Origin of the sequence: Pseudoalteromonas sp. R86517, from assembly GCF_042466295.1 — a bacterium.
GTDB classification, from domain to species: Bacteria; Pseudomonadota; Gammaproteobacteria; order Enterobacterales; family Alteromonadaceae; genus Pseudoalteromonas; species Pseudoalteromonas atlantica.
Genome location: NZ_JAXHCB010000001.1, coordinates 1,773,760 through 1,791,933, shown reverse-complemented (window position 1 = coordinate 1,791,933; position 18,174 = coordinate 1,773,760). Strand labels below are relative to the sequence as shown.

The window sequence follows — 18,174 nt, the reverse complement described above, 5'->3', positions numbered from 1 at the left end:
TTTTTAGTTGGCGTTTGCTCGCAAACGCCATGCAGTTATTTAGTCTCGGTAAATTTTTGTTAAGTCTTGATAGTGATCAATTCTGCGGTCGCGTAAGTACGGCCATATACGTCTTACGTTTTCAGAGGCTTTTTGATCAAGTTCTACTACTAAAATTTGCTCATCAGTATTGTTCGCCTCTGAGAGCATTTCGCCTTGAGGGCCTGCAATAAACGAGTTACCCCAAAATTGTATACCTTCGCTTTGTCCGCTAGGGTCGTTTTCGTGCCCTACACGGTTACAGCTAATAACGGGTACGCCGTTCGCAACCGCATGCGCACGCTGGCTTATTACCCACGCGTCTTTTTGGCGTGTTTGCTCTGCGTTATCATCACGTGGGTCCCAGCCTATTGCGGTTGGGTAAATTAGTACTTCTGCGCCAGCCATGGCCATTAAACGGGCCGCTTCAGGGAACCATTGATCCCAGCATACTAAAACACCTAATTTACCTACTGAGGTTTGAATTGGCTCAAAGCCTAAATCGCCTGGGGTAAAGTAAAATTTTTCGTAAAAGCCAGGGTCATCAGGAATGTGCATTTTACGGTATTTACCCGCAATGGTGCCGTCTTTTTCAAGTACCACCGCGGTATTGTGATAAAGCCCAGTGGCACGTTTTTCAAACAGTGAAGCCACAATAACGATGCCGAGCTCTTTAGCAAGCTCGCCCAGTGTATTTGTGCTTGGACCCGGAATTGTTTCGGCTAGGTCAAATACATCTACATCTTCTGTTTGGCAAAAATACAGACTACGGTGCAGCTCTTGTAGTACCACAAGCTGTGCGCCTTGTTTAGCAGCATCACGAATGCCAGCAATCGACTTTGCCATATTTTGGCAGGCGTTATCACTGTTAGTTTGTTGCACTAAGGCAACGGTTAATTTTGCAGGGCTTGTCATTGTGCTGCTCCAGCTAAAAATCCACGAGGTAATTGCATGGTAATGCAATGTAAACTACCAAATTGTTCAATAATAGGTAGGCAATTAACGCCAATAATAGTGTGCGCTGGGTATGCTTTTTGAACTTGCGCTAGCGCCAGTGCGTCGTTGTCATCGTTATACGTCGGGACTAAAACCGTATTATTGATAATCAAGTAGTTTGCGTACGTTGCCGGTAAACGGGTGTTGTCATCATCAAACACTGGTTTTGGCCACGGCAAATCAATTAACGTATATGGGGTATTATTTTGCGTTTTAAAGCTTTGCAGCTGCTTTTCCATCGCATCTAATGCGTTAAAGTGCTCATCTTCTTTAGCATCGCACTTAACATACACAAGTGTATTATTGGGGGCAAAACGGACCAGTGTGTCGATATGGCTGTCGGTATCGTCACCGGCTAGGTAGCCATGATCTACCCATAAAAAGTCAGTTGCGCCTAAATGTGTTGTTAAAATTGACTCTATATCGCCTGATGATAAATCGGGGTTGCGGTTTTTATTCAGTAAACATTCGCTGGTTGTAAGCAACACACCGTGTTCGTTAATTTCAATGCCGCCACCTTCAAGTACCACATTTAGGGCTTGGTAATCAGTGTTTGGATTACTTAGCTGGTTTACCAGTACGGCGTTAATTTTATTATCGAGGGCACTTTCGAATTTATTACCCCAGCCATTAAAGATAAAGTCGTAAATTTTAAGTTGGCGAGCGTCGCTAATATTTGCGCAGGTAATAGGGCCGTGATCCCGTGCCCAGGTATCGTTTGTTGGTGTAAGAACAAAGTGCACGTGGCTTAAGTTTATATTCGCTTTTGTTAGCAAGGCAGTAATGTGGATTTTAAGCGCCGTGTTATGGGCAACAATAACAAGCTGCTGCACGGCTGTGATATGCGTTGCAAGTTCAACATAAACAGGCTCTACGCGTTCAAGCGTATCAGCCCAGTCGGTCTGTGCATGGGGCCAGGTAAGCATAACGGCGTCTTGCTCAGCCCATTCAGGTAAAAGTCTAAAGTTCATGAAGTTTTGATACAAATTACGGTGGCGCTAGTTTAGCATTTTACATGCATATGTCAGCTATTTATCGCTGCTTGAATCATTGTCAATTTGCTCGAGTTCTTGGCGTTTTTTTAGCTGGCGTGTTTGTGCATGTAAGCTGGCTCTGACAACTAATTCTTGGTCTGTGGTTCTTATTGCAGTAAACAGTAATGTGTATTGGTAATGTTCGCTGTCTTGTTTTTCAACGGCCACAACTTCTGTATAGCAGTAAACGGCTGAGGCTTCGTGGTGCAAAAATAGCTTTGTTCTAAAAGCTTGGCCTATTGCGTATACATCAGGCGAAGTAAAGCGAATGCCGCCTCCGCCGTAGCTATCGCACTGTATGGCGTTATCTTGCGCTTGCTCTGAGGCTAAAATGTGGCTCATTATTAAATCAATTTTACGCGACTGTGCTTGTAAAAAAGCCGCCAGCTCTTGTGCTAAATCGCCTAAGTTTCTAAGGGGTCTTAAAGAGGCCTGTTCAAGCTCACTGACTTCGTTAGCTAGCTTAAATAGAGGAGGTATATCGTCTTCAAGCGCGAGTTGAGATTGCGGCACTAACTGATTTTCTACAGCAAATAAGTTTACTCGAATGCTTTCATTTATTTGAAAGTATTCTTCAAATTCGCTTAATCTTTGACTGTTCATAATTATCTCCACTGCGTATTCATTAAATAGTAGCGTTGTGGGGAGTAAATTGCTAGCAGATAAAAATGCTAAATGGTTTGTTTATAAGCCAGTTTTTAAGAATGTTGATTAGGGCGTGTTGAACTTTGCGGATTGAAATTTGTTCAATCTAGGGGCGGTTAAATTGCGGCGAGAGGTTTGTAACCTAGTGGGCACGATAACTGCTCCTGCGTTTCGCCTATTTATGTGGAATAACCACACTTATAGGCTCTGCCTTGCCTAAAAACTAAACACACTGCTGCAAATTTAATTATCAAAGATCAACACGCCCTAATAAAAAAGCGGCCAATGTCATCCTAACATCGGCCGCTTGGGTATTGATTAATTAGCGCTAGGAGTGCTTATTTAAGTAGAGCGGCTAATTCATGTAAATCTTTCACAACGTGGTCTGGTTTTTTTGCCAGTGGGTAAAGTGTTTTACCTGGGCGGGCGATAAAGGTTGTTTGTAACCCGGCTTCTTTAGCACCTGCTACATCCCAACCGTGCGCCGCTACCATCATTGCTTCATTTGCTTTTACATTTAATTTTGTTAGCACCCACTCATAGGCACGTAAGTCTGGTTTATAAATTTTAATATCTTCAATGCTGTAACGCGCATCAAAGAACGACATTAATCCAGCGCTCTCAAACTGGGCTTTAACGCCTTTGTTTGAAGAATTTGTCAGACTTACTAACTTATAGCCCTGTGCTTTGAGTTTTGCCAGTCCTTCTTTCACATCTTTGTGAGGAGGTAGGGTTAAAAGCGGGGTGACAATGGCTGTTTTTGCTTGTTCATTCGTAATGGCTATGTTGTTATTTTTGGCAACCATGCGCAGCGATGCAACGCCAATTTGACCAAAATCGTGGTAATTGCCACTTACAGTATCAACGAGTGAATGATGCAACATGGTCGAAAACCAAAGTGGTAATAAATCTTCACGCCCGCCAAGCGCTTTACCAATAGAGGTGCGCATGGAGGTTAAATCTAACAAGGTTTCGTTTACATCAAAAATAAGTACTTTAGGTTTCACTTGTGCCTGTGGCTCCTCAGCCATAGCGTAGCCAGAGGCAAGGCTAGTACCAACAAGTAGTGATAAGGTAAAGGTTTTTAACGATTTTAAAATAGACATTAGTGTTGCTCCGATTCAAGGGCTGCCAATACATCAGTAGGCTCTGCGCGTAGGGTATAGTCTTCGTTTAAAAAGGCATACGTAATTATGCCTTTTTGGTTAATTACATAGGTTGCTGGTAAAGGTAATTTATAACTTTTATTGCCGTAGTACTTTTCAAAATCAATTCCAAACTGGCTATAAAGCGCCACAATACGTTCATCTAAAGTAAACAGTAAACCAAATTGCTCGGCCACCTTGTTATTAATATCTGAAAGCACATCGAATTCAAGGGCATTTTTTTGTGCGCTAGATAACGTCTCGTCGGGTAATTGTGGCGATATCGCAACTAACTGCGCATTGTGCGTTTTAAATTCGGGTAAGTGATCATTAAGTGCTTTTAGCTCTAAATTACAATATGGACACCAGTTACCACGGTAAAAGCTAATTATTACCGGGCCATTATTTAATAAATCAGCGAGCTCAACTTGCTCAGCGCTATGATTGTTTAAGCTGAAATTGCTTACTTTAGCGCCTACCTGTAGCGCATTATCTTTTATATGCTGAGCAATGAGCTCTTCATTTGTCTGCGCCATAAGGGCTAATACATCGCCAGGTAGCTTCGCTTCTTTTTGCACGTTATAGGCATCAATCTGTGATTTTAAACTCATTATTAAATCTCGAATATAACTGTATGGCGATTATGGGTGTTTTAGTTATTTAAATATATATTGCAAAACTGAAAGCTTCATTCGAAAATATTAAACACTCAAAACTGCCTAGCCAAATGTATGTATAATTTAAGTGACCTAGAAACATTTATTGCCGTAGTAGAAAATAAAGGGGTGCTTGCAGCTGCGCGTGAGCAACGTTTGTCGCCGGCAACAGTAAGCCACAGGCTAAGCAAGCTCGAGCGCGAGCTTTCAACCGTGTTAGTGTTTAGAGACAGCAGACGAGTAAGGTTATCGCCCGCCGGTGAGCTATTTTATCATCGCGTAGGGGCTATTATAGAAGCCTTGCACGATGCAGAGCACAGCATTGGCGCACGAAGCTCTTCGGTGAGCGGGTTATTACGTGTGACTATGCCACCGTGGGTTTTTTCAAAGTATGTTATGCCTAAGTTGACCGAGTTTGAAACCCAATACCCGCAGCTAAAGCTCGACTTTTTAATTACTGATCATTTTGTCAATGTGGTCGATGATGCACAAGACGTGGCAATTAGAGTAGGGCAATTAACCGATTCTGGCCTGCTTTCTCGTAAAATTGTCAACAACTCCCGTATTTTATGTGCAGCGCCAAGTTATATAAAAAAGCATGGTATGCCTTGTACACTAAGCGAACTGAGCACGCACTATTGGGTGTGTTTACCCTGGCAAAGGCAGTTAAAACTGTATGATGAAAATAATAAAATACACACCTTTAATGCCAAAACGCGCTTTACTATTTCTAATTCCGATAACATGACGCAAGCAGCCCTTGCCGGACATGGCATAGCCATTAAATCTAAAATAGCAATTAACGATGAGCTAAGCGCCGGAAACTTAGTAGAGGTGATGCCCAATGTAATGGCCCAAAGCGACGCGCCGGTGTGGTTTTTACGGCCTCAAAATAGCTTAACAACCCGCAAAACCGAGGTGTTTTATGAGTTTATGAAGTCTTTATTTGCCAGCTATGAATAAGCGGTAATACCCGCGCTTAATAATGAACAAGGTTACAAAGCCAATAAACTCAGCAAAAATAGCAATAATAATGGCGCAAACAAGCGCTGCTATTATGGAGTCTTTTTTGAGCACTATTTGCCCTTCAAAGCGTTGCCATACTTGCTTTTTAATGGTGAGAAAGTCGCTGGTTAAAGTAAATAAATAAGGCGATTGGTTAAAGTTATTAACTGCCGCTTGTAAAGAGTGCTGGCGATTATTGAGGTTTTTAATATGGGTAGCCCCTTTACCCACAATATCATCACCAATATTTTCATAGTGGGCAATTAACTTGTTTAAATCGTTGTTAAAGTAGTTTTGAGCATCTTTTTTAAACGGGGCTAATGCTTTATTTGCTTCAATTAAATGTGCATCTAAAGCGTGCCCAAAGTCGCTTACAAAGGCTGGTATTTGTACCCCTAATAGTAAACCTGCTGCAAAAAAACTGAGCCTTATGTAATCTAATAATTTACTCATTTGATCTCCTGTTTACTCAAAACCCACCTAAACAACGCTAAATTAACATTTGCGCTTGTTTTTATGCCAAAAACTCGTAATCTATCGGTAATAAAAATAACAATAGGCCTATGTTAAGGATGACTACCAAAGTAAATATGACATCAACGTTTGTTGATATCACTAAGCAGTTAAAACGCTTTGTGTCGCGTATTGTACAGCCCGATGACGTAGAAGACATTGTGCAAGAAACCTTTATTAAAAGCTACGAAGCTGATTTGAAACAAGATATTCAGTTTAGACGCAGTTACATGCTTAAAACTGCAAAGCACTTAGCGCTTAATCATATAGCCAAGTGGGATAACAAGTTTAATGACTCGTTAGAGCACGACGCAGAATTACCCCCGCTGCTTAAATCCTCACAACTTGAGGATGAATACACCTCAAAAGAGCGTTTTTTACTTTTTTGCAGAGCAACGGATCAACTAAATTCTTCTATCCGTAAATGCTTTATATTTAAAAAAGTGTACGGTATGAGCCAAAAAGAAATCGCCCAGCACATGCAATTAAGTGAAAGCACAGTAGAAAAACACATTGCCAAAGGTTTATTACAAACCATGTTATACATGAAAGAACATGAACAAAATCATAACCAATCTGCGGCGCATAATTCTGCTTGTAATTCGGCTCTATCAATTGAAAGGGCAGCAAAATGAGTAATGTTCATCAATTTACATCAAAAGATTTAATTTTAGAAAAAGCCTGCCAATGGATCAGCGCAATTGATAGGGGCTTAAGCGAAATTGAAAAAGAGCAATTTAAGCTGTGGATGATGCAAAGTACCGCCCATCAAGATGCCGTCTACGAACTTGCGCAGCTATGGGATGAATTGTCCGTATTAAACGAGTTAAGCAGTTTATTTCCGCATAGAAGTGTAAAACAGCCCCAGAAAAAAAGATGGGCGTTTTCTAGTGCGATTGCCGCGAGCTTATTTGCAGCATTAATGGTGTGTAGTTACTTATTAATTAACCTTGAAAACGGCTACAACGAAGAGCTGGCTAAAATAAATTACACCAAAATATATACAACGAAGGTGGGCGAACAAGCCACGTATGTTTTACCCGACGGCACCATAGTGCAATTAAACACGAATAGCCTATTAGAGGTAGCTTATAGCAAAGGGCGTCGTCAGTTGTTACTGAGCAAGGGTGAAGGGCGTTTTAATGTAGCAAAAGATGCATCGCGCCCATTTAGTGTGATGGCTGGCGATAAGAGCTTTACGGCACTTGGTACTGTATTTAATGTACAACGCAATACCTCTTCTGATTTAGAGCTGGTTGTAACCGAAGGTAAAGTGATGATCACCGACCCAAGTGTTGCTGTAAGTGCCAACGATTTTAAAGACTACCAACTGGCTGATAATAACGCTAAAAAAGTACGTAAAATCAATGCCAATATTGTTATCTCTGGTGAAAAAGCAATTATAGAGCAAAGTATTACTAAACCTATCACGCAGCTTTCTATGGATGACGTACAGCGTGATTTAGCGTGGCAAAATGGCATGTTAATTTTTAATGGTGAGCATTTAAGCGATGCATTAAATGAAGTGAGCCGTTACACCTCTACGCGTTTTGAGCTTTCAAGCGATGAGCTTGCCAATATAAAAGTGGCGGGTGTTTTTAAAGCTGGCGATGTTGAGGGGCTACTTGAGAGTTTACAGACTAACTTTGCAATTGAGCATGAGCGTTTAGGTGAACATATGGTGAGCCTAACACAGCAAACTAAATCATAAGAAATGTTATGCATATCAAACAAATGTTAGGTGAAGTTGCATCTTTAAATGTTATTAGTAAAAAAAAGTTTAAAAAAAAGATAAAAAACTATAGAGGAATTTTGTTTGTCAGCTGTTTATATAAATTGCGCAGTAACCAAACGCGTTTATTTAGTGGTTTAAGTGTACTTGCTCCGGCTATTTTTAGCTTGAGTGTGCAAGGGGCAACACAGACCACTGGGCAAATGGTGCAATTTGATATACAAGCGCAGCGAGCAGACAAAGCCTTAATAGAATTTGCTAAACAAACAGAGCAAACCGTGGTGTTTTCTTATGAGTTGGCAAAAAATTACCAAGCAAATTCGGTTTATGGTTTTTATACCCAATTAGATGCACTGCAAGCATTATTAAGTGGGACTGAGCTCGATGCGGTTGTTGATCAAAATGGTTTACTGAGTATAAAACTCAAACAAATCAATAGGAAAGATAACAACATGATGAAGCTTTCAGGGGTTAGTGCAGCTGTATTACCAGCATTGCTTGCAGCAAATTCACACGGTGTGAATGCAGCAGAGGATGTTGCACAAGAGAAAATAGAAAAAATTGCTATTGTAGGTAGCCGCGTAGCAGGGCGCTCAGTAGAAGATTTACCCGTACCCGTTGATATTTTAAGTGCTGAAGCACTTGAAAACACAGGCCAAACCGAAGTTGGCCGTATGTTGCAATCTATTGCACCTTCATTTAACTTTTCAAGCTCGTCAATCAGTGACGGCACTGATGCCTTACGACCTGCAACACTGCGTGGTTTAGGGCCTGACCAAACACTTGTGCTTATTAATGGTAAGCGCCGCCATCAGGCAAGTATTATTCATATCAATACCTCAGTAGGGCGTGGTACCGCAGGTACCGATATGAATGCTATTCCAGCCTCAGCTATTAAACGTATAGAAGTTTTACGAGACGGCGCAGCAGCGCAATACGGCTCAGATGCAATTGCCGGTGTAATTAATATTGTACTAAAAGATGGCAGCGAAGGCGGCAAAGCAGCGGTTAATTACGGCCAATACTCAGAGGGTGATGGCGAAACAGTAAACGTTGATTTTAATAAAGGGTTTGCCCTAGGTGATAGCGGCTACTTAAATGCAACACTTAATTACCGCGACCGCTCGCCTACTAACCGCGCTGGTTTACACGGCTCGTGTCAGTTTTATGGGTGTACAGAGCTTAGCGACGGTACTTTACTGGCAGGCGATCCGCGTGAATTGACCGCCGACAGAGACACTTTTCGTATTGGCGATGCCGACTCACAACAATTTGGCTTAACCGTTAATACAGGGTATGAGTTAGGTGATGGCGAGCTGTATGGTTTTATTACTTATTCAACGCGCGATAACGAATCAGCCGCGTTTTTCCGTCATAATGCAAATGCGGGCGGTAACCCTGTTTTACAAGACAACGATGCAACTATCCCGCTAGGCTTTTTACCTAAAATTAATACCACAATTGATGATATTTCTTACAACTTTGGTTACAAAACCGACTTTGATAACGATGCAAGTTTAGATGTATCATACACCTACGGTGAAAACAGCATTGATTACACAACAAGTGACACAATCAATGCCTCGTACGCTAACTTTTTACGTTACGAGCAAGGTTTAAGTGCCGCTGATATTCGCAGTACTATTCCACGTGAAGCCTATGCCTATGGCATGGAGTTATCACTGCAAACCATTAATATAGATTTTACACAAAACTTTGATGACTACTCATTGGCTATGGGTGCAGAAATTCGTACCGATGAATACCGCATTTTAGAGGGCAGCGAATATGCTTATCGTGATTACGACACCCTTGATGGGGTAAGTATTTATAGTGGTTTAAGTGGCGGTGTAGGCTCTGAAGATGCCTCTGGCGGCACGCAAGGTTTTGGTGGTTCTTCGCCGGCATCATCGGTTGATGAGTCACGCGATGTAATTTCGTTTTACCTTGATGCAGAAACCTACCTAATTGAAGATGTCATTTTATCAGGCGCACTGCGTTACGATAATTACAAAGGCTTTGGCGACACAGTAAACTTTAAGCTTGCAGGTAACTGGGCAATTACTGATGATGTGTCACTGCGTGGTGCATTAAGCTCAGGCTTTAGAGCGCCATCAATGCAGCAATTGTATTTTAACAATATCAGCACACAATTTGTTGTGGCTGAAGACGGCTCATTAGTTGCTGAAGAAGTAGGTACATTCAGAAACGATTCAACCCTTGCACAAAGTTTAGGTATTCCAAAACTTAAAGAAGAAAAATCGCAAAACCGTAGTTTAGGTATTGTCTACAACGTTACGGATAACATTAATGTTACTGTGGATTACTACTCAATTGATATTGACGACCGCATAGTAATTAGTAATCGTTTAGGCAAAGGGCTTTCTTCAAGCCTAGATGCTGCATTAATCAGCTCAGGTGCAGGTGCAGGGCAGTTTTTCTTAAATGGTGCAGATACCGAAACTTCGGGTATTGATTTTGTAGCTACTTGGAATACCGAGGGATTAGGTGGCACGCTTGATTTTACTTTAGCAGCTAACTTTACTGAAACTGAGGTGGTATCGTTATTTACGCCATCGGGCTCAGGGCTTGAAACCGTACCAGTTGAAGATGTTTTCTCTGATCAAGAAATTTCAATTATTGAAGAGTGGCAACCAGAAGATCGCATTAATTTAAGTGCGCTTTACCAGCGTGGTGATTGGACTGTAAACCTTTCACTTAACCGCTTTGGTGAATACACAGTAGAAGATGGCGGGCGCCAAACCTACGGTGCAGAAATTTTAACTGACGTTAAAGTTAATTACTTCGTGACTGAAGATTTATCTGTAAATATTGGTGCAAATAACTTATTTGACGTGTACCCAGATAAAAACACCATTGGTAACTCACGCTCGGGCACAATTGTAGATTCAAATGGCAATACGATTGTAAGCAGCGATGGGGTATTTGAATACTCTCGCCGTTCAGCGCCATTTGGCTTTAATGGTGCTTATTACTATGTAGGCGCAGAATACCGTTTTTAATAAATAACTCTCCCTTATGTTATTTAAGTTCAAAGGGCCGTAAGGCCTTTTTTTTGTATTTAGGCTTTTTAGTATTTATTTCTCAACCGCGATTTTATTGTGTTGCGCCTTACCTCAGCGTTAAATTATACCAATTCGCTTAATTAAACATTATTACGGATTGGTTTAACCCCTGTATGGCTTGGATAATACTAAATGTGGCATTTTGGACTTGGCTATACATAGCAGGGTTTAAACTGGGTGTTGCAATTATTGGCTTATAGCCTTAAACCTTGTAATAATAAAAAACCCAGCGGCTAGGCTGGGTTTTAAATATATGCAATTGAAAATTAATGCTTTTGCATACGGCTCATTTCGGTGTGGCAGCTTTGCATCGTTAGCAAGGTTTTCGCTAAGGCTGCTTCACAGTCGGCTGGCTGTGGTTTATCCATCGCTGCTTTAATTTCTTCAAGTGTTTTATCTTCTACCTCTTCAAGCTCTTTAACGTATGTTTTATCGTTATGAGAACTAAACGAAGTGAGTAGGGCTGTGTAAGCTCTGCGTGCTTCTACAGCAAAAGAAGAGCCGTCTTCACGCTCACCTTTTTCGTTAACTGCATAAGGTTGTAAGCGCTCAACACTTACTTTTCGTGCGTCAATCATGCGTTGAAATAATGCGCCAATGGCTGGGTCTTCAACTTTCTCTTGCGCTTTTTGATAAAAATCAATGCCACTGTTCATTACTTGGATGATGTCAGTAATATGAGTTGCTTCTGTTCCTTGATGGGTATTCATAATGACCTCTCTTTACATGAATTTAAGTTTCATAGTAACTAAAGCAAAGGCCATTCCAATTTCATTTTAATTTTTTAAGTTATTGTAATTATTAATTAATTATTTATTTGGCAAGCTGCAAGGCTATTTAAAATAAAATAGCCTCGCAAATTTTACATGGCTTTTGTAATAAGGTTATTTAAGCTCATCCGCCACTTCGGCTACTTTTTGGCGTAACCAAATATGACTTGCATCACGATGCAGTAAAGGGCTCCAAATCATATCTAGTTCAAAAGGCGGTATAGGAAATGGAGGCTCTAAAATTTTAAGGCCTGCATCATCTAAGTAAATATTGGCAGCCTTTGAAGGTAAGGTCGCCACTAAATTTTGCTCTTTTGCTAAATGAATGGCTACGTGGTAATTACGGGTAAACGTGGCAATATTTCGGTGTTTACCAAAATGGGCAAGTGCTTCATCTACCCAACCTAGCTTTTGTACATCTTTAGGGTCCATACCTACGCCAACCCCAAAGCCGGTTTTACTTACCCATATATGGCGGGCTTTTAAATAGCTGTCTAGGCTAAAGTTTTCGATAATTGGGTTGTCGGCTTTTACTAAGCAGCAAAAGCTGTCTTTCCATATGCGTTTATGATGAAAAGATTGCGGAAGGTTTTCAAAGCGGTTAATTGCCATATCCACTTTACCATTTTCAACATCATGAAACGTTACATCACTAGGCGTAAGTATATCTAAGGTTGTATCGGGCGCTTCTTCATGAAGTTTACTTAAAAGCTTTGGCGCTAATGTACTGGCTGCATAGTCACTGGCCATTATTCTAAATACACGTTTACTTTGGCTGGCTTCAAATTCGCGATTTGGTGCCAGGGTTTCTTCTAGGGTCATTAATATACCGCGTATAACCGGTTGCAGCTCTATAGCACGCTCTGTGGGGACCATACCTTCACTGGTACGTACCAAAATTGGATCGTTAAACAAGTTTCTTAAACGCTTAAGGCCGTTACTCATAGCTGGTTGAGTAATACTTAACTGGTTAGCGGCGCGGGTTACGTTACACTCACGTAATAGGGTGTCGAGGTAAACCAGCAAATTTAAATCTATTTTACTTATGTTCATTGTGTGTCCTTTAACGCTTACCAGTGATGAATAAAGCGCTGTGCTGTCGGGTATGGGTATATGTGACTAACATGACCCTTTTTTATATTTTGCTGAGCTTGCTTCCAAAAACTAACATCAACAAGCTCGGGGTGTGTACTGAGCAAAAACTGTTTGTACTTTGGGTTTGGCATAACAAAGGTACAAAGTTGCTCAGGAAAAACATCTTGCGGCGCAACTGAGTAACTTTGTTCATCAGTTAAGTAATCATCATAGCTTTTGGCCTTAGGTAAGGCCCTAAAGTTCATATCTGTTAGGTATTGAACCTCATCGTAGTCGTAAAAAATAATGCGCTTGTGTTTGCTTACCCCAAAGTTTTTAAGCAGCATATCGCCTGGGAATATATTTACCGCAATCATTTCTTTAAGTGCTTGGCCATACTCTTCTATTGCATCGGCAGCACTTTCTTCGCTGGCGTTTTCTAAAAATAAATTAAGCGGTGTCATGCGCCTTTCAATATATAAATGCTTGATAATAAGCCACGGGCCTTCAATTACCATAGATGAGCCAATGGTTTTATGTAGCTGTGCCAGTAAATTACTATCAAAGCGTGCCAAAGGAAATACGACGTTAGAGTATTCTATGGTATCGGCCATGCGACCAACCCGATCGTGGCTTTTTACCAGTTGATAGCGTTTAAGCACGGTATCACGGCCAAACGGTTTGCTTTCGCCAAACTTATCTTTAATTACTTTAAATACATAGCCAAAAGAGGGCAGTGTAAATACCATCATAACCATGCCTGGTGTGCCTGGCGCTATAATAAAGTTATCGTCTGAGTGAGACAAGTGATGTAAAAATTCACGGTAAAACTCTGTCTTACCTTGTTTATGAAACCCAATGGCATTATAAAGCTCAGCGAGTGTTTTATTAGGCATAAGTTGATTTAAAAATCGCACCATGGCTGAGGGCGCATGGGTTTCAACCATGAAATAAGCCCGTGCAAAGCCAAAAATAACCCGCATTTGCGATGATTTGGTTAATAGCGCATCGAGGTATAAGCCTTTATCTTCATGGTGCAGTATTGCAATAATAAAAGGCTGTACACCGCTTTGAGAGACCACTCGGCCGACTATGTAAGCAGCTTTATTACGATAAAAAGGCGTGTGCAAAATATCAAAGCGCATTTGCCAAGGCTGGTGGTGAGTGTCGGGCGCTTGTTTGTAAAATGCCTTTACGAGCAAACGTATATCCCGCTCTAAATTTACAAACGGGGCTTTAAAATCAAAATGCTCAATAATGTGCTTTATTGTGGGCTTTAAACCATCAACCACAGGAAAGTAGCTGCGGTACTCTGCCTCAACAGGAATGGCAGGGGCATCTTTTAATGTGGCTTGTACAAATATAAAGTCGTTATGAAAATAGCGTCTGTGGTACAAACGGCAAAATACTGAGTTATAAAATGTTTCGGCAAGTTCAGCTTGAGGATGAAAGCATAAAAAGCGTTGGTACAGTATTTTTACTTCAAGCCAAAGCTGCTCATCTAATTGCTCAGTTAACTGTGCTTGTTTTAATGCTTTAGTGGTTTCGTTTACTCTGTCATCGTAGTAACTAATACGCAGTTTACTAATTTCATTAATTTGTTGCCAATCGCGCTTTGCAAAGGCAAGCGGGGCTTGGGCGGTGGTTTTATGAAACAGCTGATAATGCTTTTTAAAACCCGTTAAAATTAATTCAGCTATGTGGCGTGGCTGCATAAACACTCCTTAAAAAAGTGTATATAACGATTTTAGTACAGCATTTATAAATGTTAGTGGTGCTGTAGTGTTATACACGTTAGAGCTTTAGCTCTATAGTTGTTAAGGTTATGTTATTTTAAGTTTAAAACCAAGATAAATATTCTCAGTTTTTATACTTTTATCTTAAAGCATAATTGAGTGTGATGGCAAAAGCTAAGTTATTGGTAGGAAGCTATTTTTTTCTCTAACTTTTTAATGCGCTTTTCAATTTCGGTGGTTTGCTTTTTATGATCTTTATTTATTATTTTTAATTGCTTGGTAATATCTTTGCTAATTAACTTTTTGTCCTCGTCATCTAAAATACGGTTGAGGCGCTGTTGTTGGTTGTATTCTGCGCGGTCTTTTTTACGTTTTATAATCGCTAATTTATTAGTATTACTTCTCAGCTCTGCTTGCAGGTCAAGCACGATCCGTTCGCGCTCTAATGCGTTTAGCTCTTTTGTGTAGTCTTGCGCCGGTGCAGTATTAATTCCCGATACAGTATTAATTGTGTAGGCGGTAGCGTTATCGTTACAAGGGAATTGCGAAAAGATAGTGCCGTTTTTTTTCACGCATTTATAGTAAGTTGTGGCATTTTGCGCATGCAGAGAAAGTGGGCATACCATTACTGCGCATAAAAAAAGTGTGTGTTTTTGCATTAAGTTCATCCCTGAGCGTTTACTATGATTTAGTAAATATAACCTAGCTTGGTGTTATAGCAAGCTAGGTTAAGGGATAGGGCTATTGTGTGTAGGTTTTTAGCTTTTTAATACTTTGTACTAAAAACGGGATATCGAGGCTTTGCTCAATAGAAAAACCTTCAGCGGCAGATATATTTTTATAGTTACCGTCTGAATCTATTAGCGTAATTCTATCTTTTTTGTAAGCAATAACTACGCCTTGTGAGTAATTAACGCCAGTGTCCGTTTTTTTCTTATACAGGTTTTCACCTAGCATGGTTTGTTTAACCACAGACTTACAGTTTAAGTATTGGCCTACACTGGTTGCAATAATATCACTGGGTTGAATAAGTCCATCTACCTTGGCTATTCGCTTATCTGAGCTGTATAACACCGATGATGTAACTACTTCCGAGCTATTATTAGCTAAGCTAAACGCAAAAATATGGGTGTCGTCACTGCGAGGAGACGGATTTTCTTCACCTTTAATGATTTTAATTGCACTGTTTGAATGCGCTTGATCGTTTATAAAGCTTAGCTTTTCAATTCCAGCAAGCTCTATGCTTCTGCGCTGACTTTGCCACGCAGGTAAGGTTTGCTCTGATAAAATAGCCATTTTATAAAAAGAAGGTAAGCCATACACTAAACTAAACAAGCTATCGCCATGGTGTGTTGGCTGTAAAAACTGATCAGTTTTATGTAGGTTTTTATGCTTGGCAACAAAGCGTTTTAACTGCTCGTTGCTATCAAATACAAAAATATCGACTTGCTGCGCAGTGTAATCTTCACATTTTTGCATTGGCGCAGGTATTTGGTAATTAATATTTTGGTTATTAATTCTTACATTGTGAGCTTGTTTATAGCTTTCAATGTCGAGCAAATCATTTTTTGCTAATAAACTTTTAGCGGTCGTAGGGTACGACAGCGGTAAAACGTTATCTTGCTTCGTTATATCAAACTTTAAATTTGCATCTGCCCAAATGTGAATACTGTGGCTAAGTGCAAAACACAACACTAAAAACGAGCTGGCAAAACGGGCAAACTTAAGTTGTTTTAAGCGCGCTAAGTGCTGCCATGTATAGTTACTTACAACTAATTGGAAGCCTAAAATGAGTAAAACAATCCCCCCGGCTAGCAATGTAGTAAGGGCAGGCGAGCTAGTTAGACGATGCCACAGTAAGGAAATGATTTCCGGTAGCGCAGAAGAGCTTAAATGATAGCCCAAATTAACGTATACATACGCATCAAGCGTTAAAATAGACGCCCCAAGCGTAGCAATAACGGCAGCCATACCTCGAATATGTCGAGGGTAGGGAAACACTAAGCTTAAAGGAAATACCGTCAGCACAAATGCTAAAAAAGCGATAAAGCTCGTATGGCTTAACCACGTCACTAACATATAGGTAATACCCATAAAGCTAGTTGGCGGTGAATCTGCAAATAAAAAGCTTAGGCTAATAAAAAGCGCTAAACCAATATTTGCAAAAGTGAACCAGTGGCCCCAACTTAATAACTGACTCGCTTTTGACGAAAACTGATTGTGCTGCGATAAATTCATATAATTTATTTAACCGACTGAGCAAGTGCTTTTGCAAAGTTCTCAGTTACGGCTTGTCTTTTCCCTGCAGGTACATGCTCTTTTAGGATATGCGTGATAGAATTTCCTAAACACATAAGGCTTAAATCAACCGGCGCATTGTGTTGCGTTAGCACATCAATGAGCTGATCGACGATTTGTTCTACTTCTTCATTAGAGTATTTTGATAAGATTGGCATCAGTTGGTTCAATAAAAGAGTTATATTCTCGTATTTTAACACCAGAGGCGTGAAAAACAAAGATGACAACAGACGTTAAAAAATTAGTCGTTCATTATGTAGACAAAAAAGACGACGATACGCAAATTCACCTACGAAACGATGAAATGGTGATAAACGATAAAGTCGCTGTTTTTATCGAACAACTTCATCATGCATACAACTCAAAGCCAGGTAAAGGTTACTGTGCATTTAGTGGCGATAAAAACAGTGTTGTAGCATCGGCAATGCAAAGCTATCGTAATGACGAGTTAGGCTTTTGGCACATGACCGAGCAGGCATCTACTGTTTTAAAAGAAGAGTTAGATAAATACGCCTTTAGCGAAACAGGCTACTTAGTATTTTGTCATTATCAGTATGTGGCTACTGATTACATGCTAATAGCTATGATCAATATTAAAGAGCACTACAGCATGACCTCTGAACTTGATTTAGCAGCGTCGCGCCACTTAGATATATCGCGCATGCAACTAGCTGCACGTATAGATTTAACCGCGTGGGATACTCAAGCTGATGACAATCGCTATATCTCTTTTATTAAAGGGCGAGCAGGGCGAAAAGTAGCAGACTTTTTCTTAGACTTTTTAGGTTGTGAAGAGGGCATAGACCCTAAACAACAAAGCCAAGTGATGCTTAATGCCGTTGAAGACTATTTATCGGAGCAATCATTCGATAAATCAGAAAAAGACGAGTTACGTAAGCAAGTATTTGACTACTGTAACGATTGCGTGACCACGGGTGAAGATGCAAGCGTTACTGAGCTCTCGGCTACGCTAACGAAAGGTGACGACAGCCCGTTTGATAACTTTTGCAAAGAACAAAGTTACGACTTAGAAGACTCTTTCCCGGTCGATAAAAAAACAGTGACCAGTATGGTTAAGTTTTCGGGTTTAGGGGGCGGTGTTAGTGTTAGTTTTGAGCGTAAACATTTAGGTGAGCGCGTAACTTACAATGAAGCGACTGATACACTGGTTATTAAAGGCATTCCGCCAAACTTAAAAGATCAATTACAACGCTTTATGGAAAATGAAAGCGAATAAACTCATTTGATCTAGTTAAAAGCCGATTTAAGAGCGCGATATTTATATCGCGCTTTTTTTATTTTTGCTAGGTAGTAAAGCCACTTAAAAATCTATTGCACAAAGAGAAATGAAAGAGGAACAAATGAGAAAATACAAGCTATGGTTTATTAGCTGAGCCCTTTTAAATTAGCTTGTTTAGCTTTATTACTCACTCTAAAAGCGCAGCGTCTCTTATCCTCTTTGTGAA

General features: G+C 40.4%; 17 protein-coding genes. 5 read left to right on the top strand and 12 right to left on the bottom strand.

Features of this window, described 5'->3' with window-relative positions; genetic code table 11:
* Positions 1-39: 39 nt before the first annotated feature.
* From SJY38_RS08015 to SJY38_RS07995, 5 genes are all read right to left on the bottom strand, one after another.
* A complete protein-coding gene (locus tag SJY38_RS08015) occupies positions 40-933 on the bottom strand; it encodes a carbon-nitrogen hydrolase (protein WP_004588908.1) in 894 nt (297 codons plus the stop codon).
* A complete protein-coding gene (locus SJY38_RS08010) occupies positions 930-1,985 on the bottom strand; it encodes an agmatine/peptidylarginine deiminase (protein WP_377109576.1) in 1,056 nt (351 codons plus the stop codon). The genes SJY38_RS08015 and SJY38_RS08010 overlap by 4 nt, the downstream gene beginning before the upstream one ends.
* A 57-nt stretch (positions 1,986-2,042) precedes the next feature.
* Complete coding sequence (locus SJY38_RS08005; RefSeq protein WP_377109575.1) at positions 2,043-2,651, bottom strand: PilZ domain-containing protein; 609 nt, start codon at positions 2,649-2,651, stop codon at positions 2,043-2,045.
* A 380-nt stretch (positions 2,652-3,031) separates the two neighbouring features.
* Positions 3,032-3,799 (bottom strand): haloacid dehalogenase type II, encoded by a 768-nt coding sequence (locus SJY38_RS08000; protein WP_264390913.1) that lies wholly within the window; start codon positions 3,797-3,799, stop codon positions 3,032-3,034.
* Positions 3,799-4,449, bottom strand: a complete 651-nt coding sequence (locus SJY38_RS07995) for a peroxiredoxin-like family protein (protein WP_024032598.1) — start codon at positions 4,447-4,449, stop codon at positions 3,799-3,801. The genes SJY38_RS08000 and SJY38_RS07995 overlap by 1 nt, the downstream gene beginning before the upstream one ends.
* A 120-nt stretch (positions 4,450-4,569) precedes the next feature.
* On the opposite strand from SJY38_RS07995, the gene SJY38_RS07990 reads away from it, so the two are divergent.
* On the top strand, positions 4,570-5,457 hold the full coding sequence (locus tag SJY38_RS07990) for a LysR family transcriptional regulator (RefSeq protein WP_024032599.1): 888 nt from the start codon (positions 4,570-4,572) through the stop codon (positions 5,455-5,457).
* On the opposite strand, the gene SJY38_RS07985 is transcribed toward SJY38_RS07990, so the two are convergent.
* The gene (locus SJY38_RS07985; protein WP_377109574.1) at positions 5,437-5,952 is read right to left on the bottom strand and encodes a DUF2937 family protein; all 516 of its coding nucleotides are present in this window, start codon (positions 5,950-5,952) and stop codon (positions 5,437-5,439) included. The genes SJY38_RS07990 and SJY38_RS07985 overlap by 21 nt on opposite strands.
* Positions 5,953-6,071: 119 nt before the next feature.
* Between SJY38_RS07985 and SJY38_RS07980 the strand changes: the two genes are divergently transcribed.
* Genes SJY38_RS07980 through SJY38_RS07970 form a run of 3 tightly spaced genes read left to right on the top strand, consistent with a single transcriptional unit; the run spans position 6,072 to position 10,767 of the window.
* Positions 6,072-6,647, top strand: coding sequence for an RNA polymerase sigma factor (locus SJY38_RS07980; RefSeq protein ID WP_004588915.1), 576 nt, complete (start codon positions 6,072-6,074; stop codon positions 6,645-6,647).
* Positions 6,644-7,723 carry a FecR family protein gene (locus tag SJY38_RS07975; protein ID WP_054982353.1) on the top strand — a complete coding sequence of 360 codons (1,080 nt, stop codon included), beginning with the start codon at positions 6,644-6,646 and terminating at the stop codon, positions 7,721-7,723. The genes SJY38_RS07980 and SJY38_RS07975 overlap by 4 nt, the downstream gene beginning before the upstream one ends.
* An 8-nt stretch (positions 7,724-7,731) precedes the next feature.
* Positions 7,732-10,767 (top strand): TonB-dependent receptor plug domain-containing protein, encoded by a 3,036-nt coding sequence (locus tag SJY38_RS07970; protein WP_377109573.1) that lies wholly within the window; start codon positions 7,732-7,734, stop codon positions 10,765-10,767.
* 329 nt (positions 10,768-11,096) lie between these two features.
* Here the strand turns inward: SJY38_RS07970 and SJY38_RS07965 are convergent, their stop codons facing one another.
* The 6 genes from SJY38_RS07965 to SJY38_RS07940 all read right to left on the bottom strand — a co-directional run bounded on the left by SJY38_RS07965 (position 11,097) and on the right by SJY38_RS07940 (position 16,866).
* Positions 11,097-11,540 carry a PA2169 family four-helix-bundle protein gene (locus tag SJY38_RS07965; RefSeq protein WP_004588918.1) on the bottom strand — a complete coding sequence of 148 codons (444 nt, stop codon included), beginning with the start codon at positions 11,538-11,540 and terminating at the stop codon, positions 11,097-11,099.
* Between the two features lie 174 nt (positions 11,541-11,714).
* Positions 11,715-12,653, bottom strand: a complete 939-nt coding sequence (locus SJY38_RS07960; RefSeq protein WP_024032602.1) for a LysR family transcriptional regulator — start codon at positions 12,651-12,653, stop codon at positions 11,715-11,717.
* Positions 12,654-12,670: 17 nt separating this feature from the next.
* Entirely contained in the window at positions 12,671-14,389 is a 1,719-nt protein-coding gene (gene aceK / locus SJY38_RS07955) for a bifunctional isocitrate dehydrogenase kinase/phosphatase (protein ID WP_377109572.1), read from the bottom strand.
* A 200-nt stretch (positions 14,390-14,589) separates the two neighbouring features.
* Complete coding sequence (locus SJY38_RS07950) at positions 14,590-15,069, bottom strand: DUF4124 domain-containing protein (RefSeq protein WP_377109571.1); 480 nt, start codon at positions 15,067-15,069, stop codon at positions 14,590-14,592.
* An 82-nt stretch (positions 15,070-15,151) separates the two neighbouring features.
* Positions 15,152-16,648: a DUF3413 domain-containing protein gene (locus tag SJY38_RS07945; protein WP_377109570.1), complete on the bottom strand. Its 1,497-nt coding sequence runs from the start codon at positions 16,646-16,648 to the stop codon at positions 15,152-15,154.
* Between the two features lie 5 nt (positions 16,649-16,653).
* A complete protein-coding gene (locus SJY38_RS07940) occupies positions 16,654-16,866 on the bottom strand; it encodes a DUF1414 domain-containing protein (protein WP_004588923.1) in 213 nt (70 codons plus the stop codon).
* Between the two features lie 62 nt (positions 16,867-16,928).
* Between SJY38_RS07940 and yejK the strand changes: the two genes are divergently transcribed.
* Positions 16,929-17,945, top strand: coding sequence for a nucleoid-associated protein YejK (yejK, locus tag SJY38_RS07935; RefSeq protein WP_248461321.1), 1,017 nt, complete (start codon positions 16,929-16,931; stop codon positions 17,943-17,945).
* Positions 17,946-18,174: the final 229 nt, after the last annotated feature.

Bases quoted from the DNA above. Each gene is read 5' to 3' on its own strand.
- SJY38_RS08010 (WP_377109576.1), bottom strand. From the start codon at position 1,985: ATGAACTTTAGACTTTTACCTGAATGGGCTGAGCAAGACGCCGTTATG.
- SJY38_RS08000 (WP_264390913.1), bottom strand. From the start codon at position 3,799: ATGTCTATTTTAAAATCGTTAAAAACCTTTACCTTATCACTACTTGTT.
- SJY38_RS08015 (WP_004588908.1), bottom strand. From the start codon at position 933: ATGACAAGCCCTGCAAAATTAACCGTTGCCTTAGTGCAACAAACTAAC.
- SJY38_RS07965 (WP_004588918.1), bottom strand. From the start codon at position 11,540: ATGAATACCCATCAAGGAACAGAAGCAACTCATATTACTGACATCATC.
- SJY38_RS07980 (WP_004588915.1), top strand. From the start codon at position 6,072: ATGACTACCAAAGTAAATATGACATCAACGTTTGTTGATATCACTAAG.
- SJY38_RS07960 (WP_024032602.1), bottom strand. From the start codon at position 12,653: ATGAACATAAGTAAAATAGATTTAAATTTGCTGGTTTACCTCGACACC.
- yejK (WP_248461321.1), top strand. From the start codon at position 16,929: ATGACAACAGACGTTAAAAAATTAGTCGTTCATTATGTAGACAAAAAA.
- SJY38_RS08005 (WP_377109575.1), bottom strand. From the start codon at position 2,651: ATGAACAGTCAAAGATTAAGCGAATTTGAAGAATACTTTCAAATAAAT.
- SJY38_RS07975 (WP_054982353.1), top strand. From the start codon at position 6,644: ATGAGTAATGTTCATCAATTTACATCAAAAGATTTAATTTTAGAAAAA.
- SJY38_RS07990 (WP_024032599.1), top strand. From the start codon at position 4,570: ATGTATAATTTAAGTGACCTAGAAACATTTATTGCCGTAGTAGAAAAT.
- SJY38_RS07985 (WP_377109574.1), bottom strand. From the start codon at position 5,952: ATGAGTAAATTATTAGATTACATAAGGCTCAGTTTTTTTGCAGCAGGT.
- SJY38_RS07940 (WP_004588923.1), bottom strand. From the start codon at position 16,866: ATGCCAATCTTATCAAAATACTCTAATGAAGAAGTAGAACAAATCGTC.
- SJY38_RS07970 (WP_377109573.1), top strand. From the start codon at position 7,732: ATGCATATCAAACAAATGTTAGGTGAAGTTGCATCTTTAAATGTTATT.
- SJY38_RS07995 (WP_024032598.1), bottom strand. From the start codon at position 4,449: ATGAGTTTAAAATCACAGATTGATGCCTATAACGTGCAAAAAGAAGCG.
- SJY38_RS07945 (WP_377109570.1), bottom strand. From the start codon at position 16,648: ATGAATTTATCGCAGCACAATCAGTTTTCGTCAAAAGCGAGTCAGTTA.
- SJY38_RS07950 (WP_377109571.1), bottom strand. From the start codon at position 15,069: ATGCAAAAACACACACTTTTTTTATGCGCAGTAATGGTATGCCCACTT.
- aceK (WP_377109572.1), bottom strand. From the start codon at position 14,389: ATGCAGCCACGCCACATAGCTGAATTAATTTTAACGGGTTTTAAAAAG.